The organism is Barnesiella viscericola DSM 18177, from assembly GCF_000512915.1.
Lineage (GTDB): Bacteria > Bacteroidota > Bacteroidia > Bacteroidales > Barnesiellaceae > Barnesiella > Barnesiella viscericola.
The window spans coordinates 343768-361097 of record NZ_CP007034.1; the positions used below are offsets into that span (position 1 = coordinate 343768).

At 53.2% G+C, this 17330-nt stretch carries 14 protein-coding genes; 10 read left to right on the top strand and 4 right to left on the bottom strand.

What is annotated here, in order from left to right; translation table 11 throughout:
• Position 1: 1 nt before the first annotated feature.
• Positions 2 to 937, bottom strand: coding sequence for a hypothetical protein (locus BARVI_RS01430; RefSeq protein WP_157232451.1), 936 nt, complete (start codon positions 935 to 937; stop codon positions 2 to 4).
• A 707-nt stretch (positions 938 to 1644) separates the two neighbouring features.
• On the opposite strand from BARVI_RS01430, the gene bioA reads away from it, so the two are divergent.
• The 7 genes from bioA (at position 1645) to BARVI_RS01470 (ending at position 9399) form a co-directional block, all read left to right on the top strand.
• The gene (bioA, locus tag BARVI_RS01440) at positions 1645 to 2916 is read left to right on the top strand and encodes an adenosylmethionine--8-amino-7-oxononanoate transaminase (RefSeq protein WP_025277513.1); all 1272 of its coding nucleotides are present in this window, start codon (positions 1645 to 1647) and stop codon (positions 2914 to 2916) included.
• Between the two features lie 2 nt (positions 2917 to 2918).
• Positions 2919 to 4082, top strand: coding sequence for an 8-amino-7-oxononanoate synthase (locus tag BARVI_RS01445; protein ID WP_025277514.1), 1164 nt, complete (start codon positions 2919 to 2921; stop codon positions 4080 to 4082).
• Entirely contained in the window at positions 4079 to 5470 is a 1392-nt protein-coding gene (gene bioC, locus BARVI_RS13465; RefSeq protein ID WP_025277515.1) for a malonyl-ACP O-methyltransferase BioC, read from the top strand. Before BARVI_RS01445 ends, bioC begins: the two co-directional genes overlap by 4 nt.
• On the top strand, positions 5467 to 6114 hold the full coding sequence (gene bioD, locus BARVI_RS01455; RefSeq protein ID WP_025277516.1) for a dethiobiotin synthase: 648 nt from the start codon (positions 5467 to 5469) through the stop codon (positions 6112 to 6114). Before bioC ends, bioD begins: the two co-directional genes overlap by 4 nt.
• Positions 6115 to 6281: 167 nt before the next feature.
• Positions 6282 to 7391 carry a C40 family peptidase gene (locus BARVI_RS01460; protein ID WP_232213989.1) on the top strand — a complete coding sequence of 370 codons (1110 nt, stop codon included), beginning with the start codon at positions 6282 to 6284 and terminating at the stop codon, positions 7389 to 7391.
• Positions 7392 to 7398: 7 nt separating this feature from the next.
• On the top strand, positions 7399 to 8529 hold the full coding sequence (locus BARVI_RS01465; protein ID WP_025277518.1) for a dipeptide epimerase: 1131 nt from the start codon (positions 7399 to 7401) through the stop codon (positions 8527 to 8529).
• 87 nt (positions 8530 to 8616) lie between these two features.
• Positions 8617 to 9399 carry a formate/nitrite transporter family protein gene (locus tag BARVI_RS01470; protein ID WP_025277519.1) on the top strand — a complete coding sequence of 261 codons (783 nt, stop codon included), beginning with the start codon at positions 8617 to 8619 and terminating at the stop codon, positions 9397 to 9399.
• Positions 9400 to 9485: 86 nt separating this feature from the next.
• Here BARVI_RS01470 and glmM read toward each other — a convergent pair whose 3' ends face one another.
• Genes glmM through BARVI_RS01485 form a run of 3 tightly spaced genes read right to left on the bottom strand, consistent with a single transcriptional unit; the run spans position 9486 to position 12542 of the window.
• Positions 9486 to 10877 carry a phosphoglucosamine mutase gene (glmM, locus tag BARVI_RS01475; RefSeq protein WP_025277520.1) on the bottom strand — a complete coding sequence of 464 codons (1392 nt, stop codon included), beginning with the start codon at positions 10875 to 10877 and terminating at the stop codon, positions 9486 to 9488.
• 26 nt (positions 10878 to 10903) lie between these two features.
• Positions 10904 to 11491, bottom strand: a complete 588-nt coding sequence (locus BARVI_RS01480; RefSeq protein WP_157232453.1) for a DUF4827 family protein — start codon at positions 11489 to 11491, stop codon at positions 10904 to 10906.
• Positions 11492 to 11504: 13 nt separating this feature from the next.
• Complete coding sequence (locus BARVI_RS01485) at positions 11505 to 12542, bottom strand: DHH family phosphoesterase (RefSeq protein WP_025277522.1); 1038 nt, start codon at positions 12540 to 12542, stop codon at positions 11505 to 11507.
• A gap of 264 nt (positions 12543 to 12806) precedes the next feature.
• Between BARVI_RS01485 and BARVI_RS01490 the strand changes: the two genes are divergently transcribed.
• The 3 genes from BARVI_RS01490 (at position 12807) to BARVI_RS01500 (ending at position 17251) form a co-directional block, all read left to right on the top strand.
• Positions 12807 to 14762: a protein-disulfide reductase DsbD family protein gene (locus tag BARVI_RS01490; protein WP_025277523.1), complete on the top strand. Its 1956-nt coding sequence runs from the start codon at positions 12807 to 12809 to the stop codon at positions 14760 to 14762.
• Positions 14763 to 14764: 2 nt separating this feature from the next.
• Positions 14765 to 15553 carry a nucleoside triphosphate pyrophosphohydrolase gene (mazG, locus tag BARVI_RS01495; RefSeq protein ID WP_025277524.1) on the top strand — a complete coding sequence of 263 codons (789 nt, stop codon included), beginning with the start codon at positions 14765 to 14767 and terminating at the stop codon, positions 15551 to 15553.
• Between the two features lie 66 nt (positions 15554 to 15619).
• Positions 15620 to 17251 carry a hypothetical protein gene (locus BARVI_RS01500; RefSeq protein WP_025277525.1) on the top strand — a complete coding sequence of 544 codons (1632 nt, stop codon included), beginning with the start codon at positions 15620 to 15622 and terminating at the stop codon, positions 17249 to 17251.
• The last annotated feature ends 79 nt before the right edge of the window (positions 17252 to 17330 follow it).

A 17330-nucleotide genomic window follows, 5' to 3' on the forward strand; every position in this document is an offset into this window, starting at 1 on the left:
ACTATAATCTATATTCCGAGAGCAAACCGTCGACAAAAAAGAGATAAGCCCCCGTGTTGTACACCCATTGTTCTTTCAACCCGCTGTAAGTGGGTATCTTTTTCACCTCGTTGGGATTGCCCAGCGACAACTTGCACTCGGCCTTGGTCATACCTTTCTTTACCCGTCCCAGCGTAATCTGTTCCCAAGCCTCGTCCTGTATCTCCTTGTATTGCAGACGAGGATCAGAGAAAGAAAACAACCGGTCGAAAGTAATATATTGCGAACGCTCGGAGGTCAGCAGCGACATGAAGACACCAGCCTCGTTACCCTTGTCGTCCTTGAACCACACCTCGACCGGCAGCACGTTGTTACCCGGACGAATATCGAGCACCTCGACCGGCACCAACTTGCGCCCGTCGATGGCTTCGCCCTCCCGATTGTACCACATGGGAGTCTTGATATACAAGGTTCGCCCCTTCAACAACGAACGGGCCGTATTCAAATCATCGAGGTCGATGAAAGGAGGAATCAGAGGCGTATATTTCAGTCGGGCAATTTCGGCACGAGTCTTATCGGTATCGTAGCGGAACCTGTGACCTTCGCACTCAAACAGCAGCACCACCTTCTTTTCACCCCCGAAAGGACTCTCCTCGGCACTACCCGTATAGGTAAAAATCTTTCCCTTCAAAGAGACACTGTCGGGGAAGGTAGGTTGCTCGGCCTGAAAGACAAACGAAAGTTTCTCGTCGGTATAGTAGAAAGTCTTCCCCACCCGCCACGAGTCGCACCCCTGCGGCACGAAATAGGATTCGATAAAAGCATCTTCGGGACTCTGTTTTTCGGTCTTTGTCTCTTCGGGCAATGTGATTTTTCCGGTACTCTCCACCCCTGTAAAACACGAGGAGAGCGACACCCCGAGGAGTACGGCTGCCATATAAATCAATCCAATTCTCATATCCTTTCTCTTATTGGTTACAAATATAGTGAAAGGCGAGCGCCGAGGCAAACGGAAAACAAAGTTTTCAAAGTTTGACCCGGCCGAGCCGAATCCTATATTCTCTAAATATAGTGAAAGGCGAGCGCCGAGGCAAACGGAAAACAAAGTTTTCAAGTTTGACATGGCCGAGCTGAATCATAGCTGCTACAAATATAATAAAGAAGCGGAATCCCGATATGAAATATTTATGAAAATACCGCCCTATAACCCGATAGGGAAAGATTATTTTTAGTACTTTTGCCCTTGTATGCAGACTGTAACTCCCTTTTCAATTCGTCGTGTACGATTCCGTCGCTGGAACCGTCACAGCTATTCGACCTTTTGCAGCATAGGCCGATGCATTAACATCGGGTGTGTGCGCAAGGAGATTGCCGACCAGTCTTTGCGAAAGGGGCTTCTGCTACTCGCCCCACACGGGTACAACCCATCGAAAGAAAGGGGAGAAGACGAAGCCATACCCGACGACTCTTCACCCGAATCGCTTCTCGTACCCACTTCTTGGGTAACGACTTGGACTGTTGCGTCTGAGGCGGCCGCACCTTGTGCCCCGTACTACAACAGTACACATATCCATCATACAGTAAATTCCATTCCGGTACAATGGCCGACCAACCGTCTGTATCGGTTTTTTTATACCCAATTTCCAACCTTAAAATTGTATGCTTATGACCGATAATTTCGATGCCGAACATCTGTGGCACCCCTATACCTCAACCATCAATCCCCTGCCTTGCTACCCGGTGAAACGGGCCGAAGGGGTATATATCGAACTCGAAAGCGGCGAACGGCTCATCGACGGCATGTCGTCGTGGTGGGCAGCCGTTCACGGATACAACCACCCGGTATTGAACCGGGCTGCCGAAGAGCAACTCAAATCCATGTCGCACGTGATGTTCGGCGGACTTACCCACCGTCCGTCCATCGACTTGGGCAAACTGCTTTTACAGATTGTCCCCCCGACCATGCAACACATCTTCTATTGCGACTCGGGCTCGGTATCGGTCGAAGTTGCCTTGAAGATGGCAGTCCAATACTGGTACTCGCGTGGAGAATCGAAAAAGTGCAACTTCATCACCATACGGTCGGGCTACCACGGCGATACGTGGAACGCCATGTCGGTATGCGACCCGGTGACGGGCATGCACTCCATCTTCGGCAGTGCCCTGCCGGTGCGCTATTTCGTCCCCTCGCCCTCCTGCCGTTTCGACGACGCATGGGACCCCGCCTGCATCGAACCGCTCAAAGCCACCATCGCAGCACATCACGACGAACTGGCCGCACTCATTCTCGAACCCATCGTACAGGGTGCGGGCGGCATGTGGTTCTACCACCCGCAGTTCCTGCGCGAAGCCCGTGCACTGTGCGACCAATACAACCTGCTGCTCATCTTCGACGAAATAGCTACGGGATTCGGCCGCACCGGCAAACTCTTTGCCTGGGAACATGCCGGTGTCACGCCCGACATCATGTGCATAGGCAAAGCGCTCACCGGCGGATACCTGACCCTGGCAGCTACCCTCACCACCCACGAGGTGGCCGATACCATCTCGCGCGGGAATCCCGGAGTCTTCATGCACGGCCCCACCTTCATGGGCAACCCGCTGGCCTGTGCCATCGCCCACGCTTCGGTCTCGCTGCTGCTCTCGTCGGGCTGGCAGGAAAAAGTGGCTGCCATCGAAGCTCAGCTGAAACGCGAATTGGCCCCGGCCGCTTCGCTGCCCCAGGTTGCCGACGTGCGGGTGCTGGGAGCCATCGGAGTGGTAGAAACGAAAAAGCCGGTCGACATGGCCTCTATTCAACGGCAATTTGTCGAACACGGGGTATGGGTACGCCCCTTCGGGAAGCTGGTCTACATCATGCCGCCGTTCATCATCACCAGCGAACAACTCACCACACTCACTTCGGCTCTGGTCGACGTGGTTAAAAATCTGGAATAGACATGGACCGTTACGCTTCACAACTCGAAACCCTCGCCCACAACGGGAATCTGCGCAGGTTGCCCGAGATGGAACCCCAAGGGTTGTATCTGGTACGCGACGGAGTCTCCATGCTGAATCTCTCGTCGAACGACTATCTGGGACTGGCCGACAACGTGGCGTTGAAGAGCGAGTTTCTGCAAACACTCAATCCGCAGACCTGCCGCTTCTCCTCCACCTCGTCGCGTCTGCTCACCGGTAACTATCCTGCCTATACCCGACTCGAAAAGCGGCTGGCCCAGCTCTACGGAGCCGAAAGCGCCCTCGTCTTCAACAGCGGCTACCATGCCAACAGCGGAATCCTGCCGGCTGTGACCAACAACCGCTCGCTGATACTGGCCGACAAACTGGTCCATGCGAGTATAGTCGACGGCATCGGGCTCTCCAAAGCCCGGTGCATACGCTATCGGCACAACAACTACGAGCAGCTGGAACGGCTGGTAGCCGAGAACGCAGACCAGTATGAACGCATATTCATCGTCACCGAGAGCATTTTCAGCATGGACGGAGACGAAAGCGATTTGCCCCGACTGGTCACCTTGAAACGACAATATCCCCAAGTCTACCTCTACCTCGACGAGGCACATGCCTTCGGTGTGAGAGGCGAACTCGGGCTGGGGTGTGCCGAGGAGCAAGGAGTCGTCGGCGACATCGACTTTCTGGTAGGAACCTTTGGCAAGGCTGCCGCTTCGATGGGGGCATTTGTCATCTGCTCCGAAACGATGAAACAGTACTTGGTCAACACCATGCGCCCCTTGATTTTCACCACGGCCCTGCCCCCCGTCAACCTGGAATGGACACTCTTCATTGTCAACAAGATATGCAACATGCAAAAGCGCCGGGAGCACCTGGCACAGATTGGCCGTCGGGTGCGCGAAGCCCTCAACCCGCTCAACGGCGGTATCGTGAGCAGCAGCCACATCATACCCTATGTGCTGGGCGAATCGGAGCGCGCCGTCGAGGTTGCCCTGAGGCTGCAACACGAGGGCTTTTACCTCCTGCCCGTCCGTCCGCCCACAGTACCGCGGGGTACATCTCGACTGAGAATCTCGTTGAATGCCGAGTGCAGCGACTCTGACATCGACCGACTCATCACCACCTTGCAACACATTCAATCGAGCCTATGATACAGACATTCATCTCACAGCGGGGCACCGACGACCTGCTCCTCTTCTTTGCCGGTTGGGGAATGGATTACCGTCCCTTTGCCGAGCTCGACCACATTGGCTGCGACTGTTGTATCTGCTACGACTACACCTCGCTCGACTTCGACCCGACTCCTCTGCGAGCCTATAAAAACATCGATGTCTATGCCTGGTCGTTCGGGGTATGGGCCGCCTCGGTCACACTCCCCGGAGCCGGGTTACCCCTGCGACACACCACGGCCATCAACGGCACACCCTGGGGCATCGACCCGCAAGGGGGCATCGACCCGGCCATATTCCAAGCCACACTCGACCACCTCGACCCGACGACCCTGCACAAGTTCTATCGCCGCATGTGCAACGACCGTCATACCCTGACCCGCTTCCTCGAAACGGCTCCCGAGCGCGGCATCGAGAGTCTGCGCACCGAGCTGGCCGCCATAGGCGATGCCATTGCCCGACACCCGGTACCCGGCTTTTCCTGGGACCAGGCCGTCGTCGGTCTGCAAGACCGTATCTTTCCGCCCGAGAACCAACTGAGAGCTTGGGAAGGAAATACCCCCGTCACCACTCTCGAAGCGGCCCACTACCTGCCCTTCCGCCCCATCGTTCTGGGACGAAGATTCGACAAGGCAATTATCCGAACTCGCTTTGAACAGGCCGCCTCGACCTACGAACAGGAGGGTCTGGTTCAAGACCGGATTGCCCGTCGGCTGAACGAAATGATACCCGCACGCTCAGGCGAAGCGTACCGCAATATACTGGAAATCGGGTGCGGCACCGGGAAACTGACCCGACTGCTGCTCAATCGCTTCCCTCAGGCCCGGTTTACCGTGAACGACCTTTCGCCCGAAATGCAAAGCCGCATCGAGCAACTCCCCTTCAACCACCTCAACTTCATGGCGGGCGATGCCGAGAAGCTCGACTTCGAGGGACAATACGACTTGATTGCATCGGCCTCGACCATTCAATGGTTCACCGATCTGGAAGGATTCCTGCAACGAATATCAAGCCATCTTACCGACGGGGGAACGATAGCCGTCAGTTCGTTTGTCGCCGGGAACCTGCCCGAAATCCGCACCCTCGCAACAGCCGAAATGCCCTATTGGGAAAGCGACTCGTTGCGACAGCTCTTCGAGCGCTATTTCCAACTCGACACCTTCGAGCATGAAGAGTATACCCTGCACTTCGACTCACCGGTCGATTTGCTGCGTCACCTGCGCAACACCGGCGTGACCGGGACATCGGGCAACCGGTGCCAGGGACTGAACTTTATCAAACGATACCGCGAGACATTCGGCGAGACGCAAGAAATTACCCTCACCTACTGCCCCGTTTACATCATTGCACACAAAAAGAAACCACTATGAAAGGAACTTTTTTCATTACCGGCATCGACACCAACATCGGTAAAAGCTATGCGACCGGCTGGCTGGCTCGCGAATGGAACCGCCAGGGCATCAAGACCATCACCCAAAAGATGGTTCAGACCGGCAATGTGGGTCACTCCGAGGATATCGACCTGCATCGCGAAATTATGGGAATCCCCTTTACCGAAGAGGATCGCGAGCACATCACCTTCCCCATCGTCTACTCCTACCCGGCCTCGCCTCACCTGGCCGCCGAGATAGACCACCAGACGATTCCCATCGACAAGATTGCCGAGTCGACCCGTATACTGCGCGACCGCTACGACGTGGTACTGCTTGAAGGAGCCGGCGGACTGATGGTGCCCATCACCCGTGACTACCTCACCATCGACTACGTGGCCGACCATGAGTTGCCCGTGATTCTGGTTACCTCGGGACGGCTGGGCAGCATCAACCACACGTTGCTCTCCATCGAAGCCCTGGAAAGGAGAGGTATACAACTCTATGGGCTGGTCTACAACACCTATCCCAAAAGCGACAAATTTATCGATGCCGACACCGAAGCCTATTTGAGAAACTACCTCGAAAAACAACACCCCGAGGCTCACTTCTGGGTATTACCGCAAATCGAGCTGGCGCGATAACGGCAACAAAAAGTTGGAAGACGACTATTTTTGTCGGGCAGAAAGATAGGAAATGTTAAGTTTCATACCTATTTTTGTCTACCGATTCTATTCGTCCACAACTTATGCTCAAATCGATTATCAAAATTACAGGCAGCTTTTTGCTCCTGTGTGCGACCCTTACCGCTATGGCTCAAACATCTATCGTACAAACGGCTATCGAACAGACTCGCCGGCAATATGCCCCCGACTCCCGGACTGCCCTATTCGACCTCTCGGTCGAATTGTCAAACGATTCGAGCTATATCCTGAAAGGGTGTTGCGATAATCCCCGGGCCGTCGAGGCTCTGCTGCAACAACTCGACGCAGCCGGCATCGCTTGTGTCAACCGGATAAAGCTGCTGCCCGACCCGGCATTGGGCAACCGCACCCGAGCCTTGGTCACGGTCTGTTGTGCCAGTCTGCGCAGCGACTCCCGCCACTCGTCCGAGATGGCCACACAAGCCATTTTGGGTACGCCCCTGCGGGTTTTGCAACAGCAGGGCGAGTGGTATCGGGTACAGACGCCCGACCACTACATCTGTTGGATTCCGGCCAACTCGATTACCCTGCAAGACGAAGCCGGGTGGAACAGCTGGCGAGAAACTACCCGGTATATCTATACCGGTTTTCAGGGATTTGTCTACGATGCCCCCCACCGACAGGCCGGTATCGTGTCGGACATCGTGGCCGGTGCCATCTTGCAGGCCGACGGGAAAACCCACAAGGGATTCGTTCCCGTGATTTTCCCCGATGGCCGGAAAGGCTTCTTGAAGAGCGACGAGTGTTGCGATTTGGACCAATGGGCCTCCCGGCCGTTCGACCTGGACGCCGTGCTGCAAACAGCCCGCACGATGATGGGCTCGACCTATCTGTGGGGCGGGACATCGGTCAAGGGTGCCGACTGTTCGGGCTTTGTGAAGACCGCCTATTTCTGCGGCGGAGTCATACTGGCTCGCGACGCCTCGCAACAAGCGCTCACGGGCGAAATCATTCCCGCCGACCGCTGGGCAACCTGCCAGACGGGCGATCTGCTCTTCTTCGGCAATGCCCGGGGCAGAGTGGACCACGTGGGCCTCTACCTCGACAACGGCCGCTACATACACTGTTCGGGACAGGTAAAGGTCAACAGCCTCAACCCTTCGGCTCCCGACTACCGGCCCGACGATTTCCTGAGCATCAGCCGCATCAAAACCCAAATAGGAACACCTGGTATCACAGCCGTAAAGGCTCACCCCTGGTATTTCAATCAAAAATAGACTCACCATGGACCGACGAGATTTCATACGCACAAGTGCCCTGGGCACCCTGGGATTGAGCCTGGCTCCCTCCCTCTTTACCGGGTGCAGTACCCCTGCTCCCCGAACAGCCGGAAGCGACCGGCTGAAACTTTCGTTCAAGCCCTACGACTTGAAACTGAAACACGCCTTCAATCTGGCCAAAAACTCACGCACCCACACCCCCGACGTGCAGGTGCAACTGCGCTACGGCGACTACATCGGCTATGGCGAGGCCTCGATGCCACCCTATCTGGGCGAAACGCAAGAATCGGTCTGCCGGTTTCTCGGGCAACTCGACCTCTCCCAGTTTACCGACCCCTTCCGGCTGGAAGAGATTCTCGACTACATCGACTCGGTAGCCCCCGACAATCGGGCGGCCAAAGCCTCGGTCGACATTGCCCTGCACGACCTGCTGGGGAAAATCATGGGGCAACCCTGGTACCGCATCTGGGGACTCTCTCCCGAGAAGGCACCGGCTACCTCGTTTACCATCGGTATCGATACCGAGGAGGTAGTGCGACAGAAACTGAAAGAGGCTGCTCCCTACCGCATCTTGAAGATCAAGATGGGACTCGACAACGACAAGGAGCTGGTGCGCATCATTCGCTCCGAAACCGATCGCCCCATCTGTGTCGATGCCAACCAGGGGTGGAGCTCAAAAGAGTATGCCCTCGAAATGATCGAATGGCTCAAAGAGCAGAACTGTCTCTTTGTAGAGCAACCCATGCCCAAGGAGATGGTCGACGAACAGGCCTGGCTGCACGAGCGTGCCTCGCTGCCCCTGATTGCCGACGAGTTTCTGCAACGCCTGCCCGATGTGCGTCGAGCCTACGGTCTCTACGACGGTATCAATATCAAGCTGATGAAGAGCACGGGTATGCACGAAGCCTACCAGATGGCGATACTGGCCCGAGACCTCGACATGAAAGTTATGGTGGGCTGCATGACCGAGACCTCGTGTGCCGTCTCGGCCGCCGCGCAGCTGTCGCCTCTGGTCGACTGGGCCGATCTCGACGGCAACCTGCTCATAGCCAACGACCTGTTCGACGGCATGAAAATCGTCGACGGGAAGATTTCGCTTCCCGACCGTCCCGGTATCGGTGTTGTGCCCCTCTAATCCGACTACACACACGAAGCTGCACCCCGCGATGCAGCTTTTTTATTACACGGTAAATCACTCATAAAATTTTCAAAGCTATTGCTTATGTCATTCTCCACACCCCTTGAAATCGTCGCCCAAGCCGAACGGGCGGCTCTCGGCAAAATCGCATTGTCTACCCCTCGTACCCTCGTCGCCGCCATGCTGGCCGGTATCTATATTGCCATGGGCGGACTGCTTTCGCTACTCATCGGCTACGGATTCCCCGAATGGACCGCCCACAATCCCGGACTGCAACGCCTGCTGTCGGGCTGCATGTTCCCCTTGGGACTTATCTTGGTCGTACTGGCCGGGGCCGAACTCTTCACCGGCAACAATGCAGTGCTGATTCCGGGATTAATGCATCGAAAATACGGTTGGGCACCCGTGCTGAAAAACTGGATACTGGTCTACATCGGCAACTTCATCGGTGCGATATTCTTTGTCTATGTGATGATTTGGGGAGCGGGCATCGTCGATGCCGACCCGTGGAAGAGTGCCATCGTGCAGATAGCCCAGGCCAAAGTGAGCATGCCCTGGTGGGTGGTGTTTGTCAAGGGTATCGGGGCCAACTGGCTGGTGTGCCTGGCCGTCTGGCTGGGATTCAGCGCCCACTCCACCGCCGGTAAGATGATGGGGCTGTGGTTCCCGGTGATGTGCTTCGTGGCCATCGGCTACGAACACAGCATTGCCAACATGTTCTTTATCCCACTGGGCATGTTGCAGGGTGCCGCAGTAGGCTGGGCCGACTTCCTGGTCGACAACCTCATACCGGCCACATTGGGCAACATCGTGGGTGGAGCCCTGTTTGTAGGCGGCCTCTACACCTATCTCTACTATCGCAAGTAACCGTGTTGCCTCTCCAAGGCATATAACAAAGGGCACCTCCGAATGAGGTGCCCTTTGTTATGTAGAGACGTAGCAATCTCTGTCGTTTATTTCTTGGTCATTGCGGCAATCACGGCCATCACACCGGCCGCAGCCTCCTCGGCCAGTTCGGGAGTACGAGCCTCGGAGTAGACCCGTATGATAGGCTCGGTATTCGACTTGCGCAGGTGTACCCAACTGTCGGGGAAATCGATTTTCACACCGTCGATGTCGATAATATCGTATTGGGCATATTTTTCCTTAACGGCAGCCAGCAAGGCATCAACATCAATATCGGGAGTCAACTGAATCTTCTGTTTGGCAATGCTGTATGCCGGATAGGTTGCCTTCAACTGGCTCACCGTCTTCTTCTCCTTGGCCAGATGCGAGAGGAACAGGGCAATACCCACCAAGGCATCACGACCGTAATGGCTGGCCGGATAGATGACCCCACCGTTGCCTTCGCCACCGATGACGGCGTGCGTCTGCTTCATCATCGACACCACATTCACCTCGCCCACGGCTGCGGCATGATACTGCTGCCCATATGAGCGAGTCACGTCGCGAAGCGCTCTCGACGAACTGAGGTTGGAAACCGTATTCCCCGGCGTGTGTTTCAACACATAATCGGCCACGGCCACCAACGTATATTCCTCGACAAACATATCGCCGTTTTCACAGACGATAGCGAGTCGGTCTACATCGGGATCAACCACAAACCCCACATCGGCACGCCCCTCTTTCATCACACCGGCAATCTGGGTAAGATTCTCGGGCAGCGGCTCGGGATTGTGCGGAAAATTTCCGTCGGGAGTACAGTTGAGTTTGATAATATTCTCTACTCCCAACGCCTTCAACAAGTCGGGGATAACGATACCTCCCACCGAGTTGACACAGTCGACGGCTACTGTAAAGTGAGCCGCCCGAATAGCCTCGACATCGACCAAATCCAAAGCCAACACGCTCTCGATGTGTTTCTGGGCATAAGTATTGTTTTCATACAGATGGCCCAATGCATCGACCTCGGCAAACTCGAAGGCTTCTGCTTCGGCAATGCGCAGAACCTCCTGTCCTTCGGCAGCATTCAGAAATTCGCCTTTCTCATTCAACAGTTTCAAGGCATTCCATTGCTTGGGATTGTGACTGGCAGTCAATATGATTCCGCCACAAGCATGCTCCTGGGTCACGGCAATTTCGGTGGTCGGGGTTGTAGCCAATCCTATATTCACCACATCGAATCCCATACCCATGAGGGTTCCGATTACGGTATGTTTCACCATTTCGCCAGAGATGCGGGCATCGCGTCCCACCACAATCTTGTTGGTCTTGACCGGCGAATTTTTACGAATAAAGGTAGCATACGCTGCCGTAAACTTGACAATATCGAGCGGATTGAGGCCCTCACCCACCTTTCCACCGATAGTACCTCGAATGCCTGAAATAGATTTAATGAGAGACATGTGATATGTTTTTAATAGAAAACAGGTTATTTAGTCTTGAAATATCTGATGTTGTACAAATAGGGCATTACGGTCGAGGTCTCGGACGTAAACCCGGCTTTCGCCCGTATGAGCAGATTTACATGACACTCGTTACCCAAGAAATACATGGGATACTGTATTCCCGTACCGTACTGGGTGGTCGACGACAAAGTAGTCTCACCAAAGCGAATCGTAACATAATCAATAGGGCTGTTGGCATTCCCCATGGGGGTAGGGTTCTCGCCGTTGACCAAAGCCTTCAAATCATACCGCAGGAAGCGCAGATTGACATCGTCGCCCTTTTCAAAGCAATCGTTCAAATCACCGGCTTCGAGTACCTGCATGTAGACATTGCCGTCGCTGTCGAGCTTGTAATAGGGTACGGCCAACGTATCGTTGTCGGGGACATCTTGCAGCGTGATAAACACCGAATCGGCCGGAATCTCATTGATAACTATCTTGTTGGCCAGAAATGCTTTCACGGCTCTATCTTCCTCCTTCAACAAATCGGCATAGGACTTACCGTCGTTACACGACGACAGTAAAAACAGGGCTGCCGTTAAAAACAAAAAAATTCGTGCTAACTTATTCATATTGATCAATCTGTTAATCCTTATCTTTTACCATATATTTGTCATAAAGCGGCAATATGCTGCGCAACAGTTTCTGCGCCTCCTCCATCGTACCGTGAAATTCACCGCCGGCAGCATTCAGGTGACCCCCTCCGTTGAAGTGCTCGGCTGCCACCTTGTTGACCGGGAAAGAGCCTTTGGAGCGCATCGACACTTTGATGTACTCTTTGTCTTCCCGCAAGAAGGTCGAGAAGCGTATCCCCTCGATACCCAGCGGCACATTCACCAGCCCTTCGCTATCGCCTTTGTGATAGTCATACCGTTTCAACTCCTCACGGGTGAGTGAGATAAGGGCAGCCTTATGCTCGGGGAAAATCTCCATCTTTTCACTCACGGCATACCCGTTCAGGCGCACCTTGTCAACCGAGTTGGTATTGTAGACCATCGCATAGATGCGGTCCTTGTTGATACCCAGTTTCACCAGTTCGGCAATGATATAGTAAATCTCGGGAGTATTCGAGTTGTAGGTAAAGTTGCCGGTATCGGTCATCATGCCCGTGTAGATGGCTTCGGCCGAATAGAGCGGCATGCGGTCGAACATGCCCATGCGGCAAATCAAGCGGAATATCAGTTCGCTGGTCGAGGCCACCTCGGGGTGCGAGATGATGATGTCGCAAAACTCTTCGGGATTGAGATGATGGTCGATGAGCACCTTCTTCGCCTCGGAGAGAGAGACAGCCTTTTGCAACCGGTCAATGCGGCTGAGGGCGTTGAAGTCGAGACAGAAGATGAGCTCGGCCTCCGAAATCAATTTCTCGGCAAACTCGGGATAGCGGGTATAGACGACTATCTCTTTCGTCCCTTTGAGGAAGAGCAGATTCTTGGGCAGCAAATCGGGCACCACTACGTTGACCTCCTTGCCCAGTCCATCGAGAAAATGGTACAGCCCCAACGACGAGCCCACGGCATCGCCATCGGGAGAAACATGGCAGGTAATCACTATCTTTTCTTTCTTTTCCAGGAGTTTACGGACTTGCTGTATCTTCTCTTCCGCAATTATCTTGTTGATCATCTATCGTTATTTCAGGTTTCTATTTTCGTTTGCTGTACAAAGATAACGTAAAAACATGCGTATCCCCCCTTCCGGAGCTTAAATTTCACGGACTGAGCTGTCTTCACAATCAAGGACAAAGGTAAAAATTATTATCCATATAGCGAACACTATTTTTGTTCATCTACATATTTTATCTATTATTACCCAAATCATATCGGCCAATCGGTTTTTCGTTTGAGAGATATACATTATCTTTGTCCTCATTATAAATTAAGAATTGTTATGCAAAAAAGATTCCTTTTATCGATTCTTGGCCTGCTCCTCTGCATCGGGCTTCCTGCACAGATTTTGGAACCTGTCAAATGGAAAGTCTCCCTGCAAGGCGAAGGGCAAGAGAGAGAAATCGTTTTTCACGCCCTCATCGAAAAGGGGTGGCACCTGTATGCAACCGACATACCTTCGGGAGGACCTATTCCCACGTCGTTCTCGTTTGATGAATTGTCGAACGTGTCGTTGAAAGGCGAAGTAACTGCCACCCAACGTCCTCACGAAGAGTACAGTTCGCTGTTCGACATGAAGTTGGGTTGGTATAATGACAAGATCGATTTCAAGCAAGCTCTTTCGCTCGAAAATCCCGACGATTTCAAAATCACCGGATACATTACCTATCAGGCTTGTAACGACGTGACTTGTCTCCCCCCGACCAAATATGAATTTTCATTTGGGGAGAAGAAGGCCGAAGAGGCTAAAACGCCCGACTTGACGCCGATTAAATTCAACCGCAAGCCTACCACCTCGCTTACCGAACAGGAGGGTTGGCAACCGGTTGTAGACGAAATCCGAGCTATGGACGGAGATGGAATAACCCACTCCAATTCCCTGTGGTTTATCTTCCTGTCGGGCTTCGTAGGCGGTCTGCTGGCCTTGCTCACTCCCTGTGTATGGCCCATGATTCCGCTCACGGTGAGCTTCTTCCTCAAAAAGCAACAAAGCCGCCGCAAGGCTATTGGCGAAGCTATTCTCTACGGACTTTCCATCATTGTCATCTACGTAGGCGTGGGGCTGCTCATCACCCTGCTCTTCGGGGCCAGTGCCTTGAACGACCTGGCCACCAACGCCATCTTCAACATACTATTCTTTGCGTTGCTGGTGTTATTTGCCATCTCCTTCTTCGGGGCTTTCGAGATTACGCTGCCGGCCTCGTGGAGCAACAAACTCGACCGTAAGGCCGACACGGCTACCGGTATCCTCGCCATCTTCTTCATGGCCTTCACCCTGGTACTGGTATCCTTCTCCTGCACGGGCCCCATCATCGGCACTCTCCTGGTCGAGGCGGCCTCGTGGGGTGGCAAGTTGGCTCCTGCTGTGGGCATGGGTGGTTTTGCCATCGCCCTGGCCATACCGTTCGCCCTGTTTGCCATGTTCCCCTCGTTGATGAAGCAATTGCCCAAATCGGGAGGCTGGCTCAATATGGTCAAAGTGGTACTGGGATTCCTCGAACTGGCCCTTTCGCTCAAATTCCTCTCGGTGGCCGACCTGGCCTATGGCTGGCATATTCTCGACCGCGAGACCTTCCTGGTACTCTGGATTATCATCTTCGCGCTGTTGGGATTCTACCTGTTGGGCAAAATCAGTTTTGCCCACGACTCGCCGGTGAAACATGTTTCGGTACCCCGCCTCTTCCTGGCCATCGCATCACTGTCATTCTCGGTCTACATGATACCCGGACTGTGGGGTGCTCCCCTGAAAGCCATCAGCGCATTTGCTCCGCCACTATACACCCAGGATTTCAACCTGTACGACCAGGAGGTGCATGCGGCTTTCCACGATTATAACCGAGGATTGGCTTATGCCCGCAAGCATAACAAACCTGTACTGATTGATTTCTCGGGATATGGCTGCGTGAACTGCCGCAAAATGGAGGCTACGGTATGGACCGACCCCATTGTGAAAAAAATGCTCGAAGAAAAATACGTGCTCATTACCCTGATGGTCGATGATAAGGAAAAACTCAGAACCCCTATCACCGTAGAAGAAAACGGCAAGTCAATCAAATTGACTACCGTCGGCGAAAAGTGGAGCTTCCTGCAACGCTATAAATTCGGAGCCAACGCCCAACCCTACTACGTCATCATCAATGGCGAGGGAGAACCGCTGGTTGCACCTTACGGATACAACGAGAGCATACCCCGGTTTATCCGATTCTTACATAAAGGACTTAAAGAATTCAATAAATAATCATGTCACACACCAAAGAAGAAAAGACCGAAGCATTCGGTCGACTGATCGACATACTCGACATTCTGCGCGAGAAATGCCCCTGGGACCACAAGCAGACCAACGAGAGCCTGCGTCCCAACACCATAGAAGAGACCTATGAACTGTGCGATGCCCTTATTCGCCACGACAACGAGGCGACCAAGAAAGAGCTGGGCGACGTGCTGCTGCACATTGCATTCTACGCCAAGATTGGCGAAGAGAACGGCACCTTTGACATCGCCGACGTGTGCAATGCCCTTTGCGACAAACTGGTTTACCGTCACCCCCACGTATTCGGCACGACCCACGTCGATGGCTCAAAAGAGGTAGAACAGAACTGGGAACAGTTGAAATTGAAAGAGAAAGGGGGCAACAAAACGGTACTCGAAGGGGTGCCCTCGGCCCTCCCTGCCCTAATCAAAGCCTACCGCATACAGGACAAGGCTCGCAACGTAGGATTCGACTGGGAAGAGAAATCGCAAGTATGGGACAAGGTTCACGAAGAGTTCGACGAACTGAAAGCCGAAATCGACCATATGAATCCCGAGAATATGGAGAGTGAGTTCGGCGACCTCTTTTTCAGCCTCATCAATGCCGCCCGACTCTACGGCATCAATCCCGAGAATGCCTTGGAGCATACCAACCAGAAATTTATCCGCCGCTTCAACTACCTCGAACACGAAACCTTGCAAAAGGGTCGCAATCTCAAAGATATGACCCTCGCCGAGATGGACGCCATCTGGGACGAAGCCAAGAAAAAAGGGCTGTAAATAATAATCAATCCCATTGAACATACAAGGGCTCTCAGCTGTTTATTCACTATATCGAATACTCAGATGAGAGCCTTTTTATTACTCCTCCTCTCGCTGGCCGCTCCGCTGCTTCATGCCGAAAGGACAATAACGAATCCGGCATGGATAGCCCGCAATACACCGGTAGTGACCGTCGACAGCATTCTATTGCGCGATACTCTGTGTCGCCTGTACATCACCCTGAAACAACTTCCCCACACCACCCTCACCCTGCACGACGACTGGGTGATACAAGACAGCCTGGGACACACGATAGGGCGGGTAAAGGATATTGACGGCGTCGATTTCAACCGCATCTTCCAGTTTGAGAGTGACAGCACCCAATTGGTCGAGATGGACTTTCCCGCCTTACCGTCGTCGCTTGAAGAGTTTGACTTGACAGGGAATCAAGGCCCTAACGAAATCCGGATTATCGGGGTTTCGCTCACGAAACGACAGACTCCAGGTAGCACACAGGCATACTCCCAACCCACTCCACCAACACCCTGCACACCCTTGCCGGAACTCACATTCCAGCCCGATACCGCCTGGCTGCAAGGTCAGCTCATCGGGTATCAACCACGGCTGAATCTGCCCGAGGGAAAAATCGAACTGACCGATCTCTTCACCGGACAACACACCACGATTGCCGTACCTCTTGCTGCCGATGGCTCTTTTGCCGTCGCGATACCACTGCGCTACCCTATACAGCAACGAATGATTTTCAACGACCGCTACCTGCCGTTTTACCTCGAACCGACCGACACACTCTATATGCAGGTTCCACTCGACGAACTGTTCGCCCCCTATCGATATATCGGAGAAATAGAACAAAACTGTACTCACCTGATTTATCGGGGACGAAATGCCCGCATCAATGAGGAGCTGCGGCAAGTTCGCCTGAAAAACAGTACGGAGACAGAAGCGTGGATCAAGGCCTTCAACTCGCTCTCTCCAAGGCTATATCAACAATCCGAGATTGACAAATTTCAAGTAAAACTTCAACAGTTGAAACACGACTGCCTCAACGGGAAGCTATCCCGTAAGTCATATGCCCTCTCCATTCTAAACGATTACTACTTATTTATCTCACATCTACTTGTATATAATCAAATTAAAGGTATTGAGGAAGATTACGAATATATTAAAAACAGAAATCTATACACCCCATTCGCCATACTTACCCCGTTAGATAATCCGTTGTCGACAGCCTCGACATATTATCCCGACCTACTTGTATTGCTGGAAAGGCGAGAGAGTCTGTCACCTCCCCCTATCTGGGAAAGTCGCGAGTTTATCGAAGCCCTCGAAAACCGGGGAATTATCCTTTCGCCCTCCGAAAGAGAGGCTCTGAAATTTGCCTTGGGAGAGTGCCATATTCCGCCTGAGAATGTTCAAACGATAATCGAGCAGCTCAACAAAAAATCCGAAAAAGAACAAATCGCCATGCGTGAAGAGCGTCTGCAACAGCAACGGGAGGCGAACTATCGGCTCCTATTTGGTCCTTCCGACGATTTCACTTGCCAGCTTCTCGACACCCGACGGATTATCAAACTGATACAACAACTCCACCGGGCACTATCGCCGGAAGAGTTGGAGGAGTTTACCCAAACCATCACCGACACTCGGCTGCAACAAGTTATCGAGCAAATCAATTCGGCCGCTCCCCACAGATAGCAAGGTATACCCTTTCGAAGGCGAGGCCAAATGAAAATAAAAGTGTACCTTTGCACTCGTAAAAAAACGAAAGCCGAAT

What these genes read in the sequence shown, in the direction of transcription:
- BARVI_RS01430 (WP_157232451.1), bottom strand. Translation starts at nt 937, where the DNA reads ATGAGAATTGGATTGATTTATATGGCAGCCGTACTCCTCGGGGTGTCG.
- bioA (WP_025277513.1), top strand. Translation starts at nt 1,645, where the DNA reads ATGACCGATAATTTCGATGCCGAACATCTGTGGCACCCCTATACCTCA.
- BARVI_RS01445 (WP_025277514.1), top strand. Translation starts at nt 2,919, where the DNA reads ATGGACCGTTACGCTTCACAACTCGAAACCCTCGCCCACAACGGGAAT.
- bioC (WP_025277515.1), top strand. Translation starts at nt 4,079, where the DNA reads ATGATACAGACATTCATCTCACAGCGGGGCACCGACGACCTGCTCCTC.
- bioD (WP_025277516.1), top strand. Translation starts at nt 5,467, where the DNA reads ATGAAAGGAACTTTTTTCATTACCGGCATCGACACCAACATCGGTAAA.
- BARVI_RS01460 (WP_232213989.1), top strand. Translation starts at nt 6,282, where the DNA reads ATGGCTCAAACATCTATCGTACAAACGGCTATCGAACAGACTCGCCGG.
- BARVI_RS01465 (WP_025277518.1), top strand. Translation starts at nt 7,399, where the DNA reads ATGGACCGACGAGATTTCATACGCACAAGTGCCCTGGGCACCCTGGGA.
- BARVI_RS01470 (WP_025277519.1), top strand. Translation starts at nt 8,617, where the DNA reads ATGTCATTCTCCACACCCCTTGAAATCGTCGCCCAAGCCGAACGGGCG.
- glmM (WP_025277520.1), bottom strand. Translation starts at nt 10,877, where the DNA reads ATGTCTCTCATTAAATCTATTTCAGGCATTCGAGGTACTATCGGTGGA.
- BARVI_RS01480 (WP_157232453.1), bottom strand. Translation starts at nt 11,491, where the DNA reads ATGAATAAGTTAGCACGAATTTTTTTGTTTTTAACGGCAGCCCTGTTT.
- BARVI_RS01485 (WP_025277522.1), bottom strand. Translation starts at nt 12,542, where the DNA reads ATGATCAACAAGATAATTGCGGAAGAGAAGATACAGCAAGTCCGTAAA.
- BARVI_RS01490 (WP_025277523.1), top strand. Translation starts at nt 12,807, where the DNA reads ATGCAAAAAAGATTCCTTTTATCGATTCTTGGCCTGCTCCTCTGCATC.
- mazG (WP_025277524.1), top strand. Translation starts at nt 14,765, where the DNA reads ATGTCACACACCAAAGAAGAAAAGACCGAAGCATTCGGTCGACTGATC.
- BARVI_RS01500 (WP_025277525.1), top strand. Translation starts at nt 15,620, where the DNA reads ATGAGAGCCTTTTTATTACTCCTCCTCTCGCTGGCCGCTCCGCTGCTT.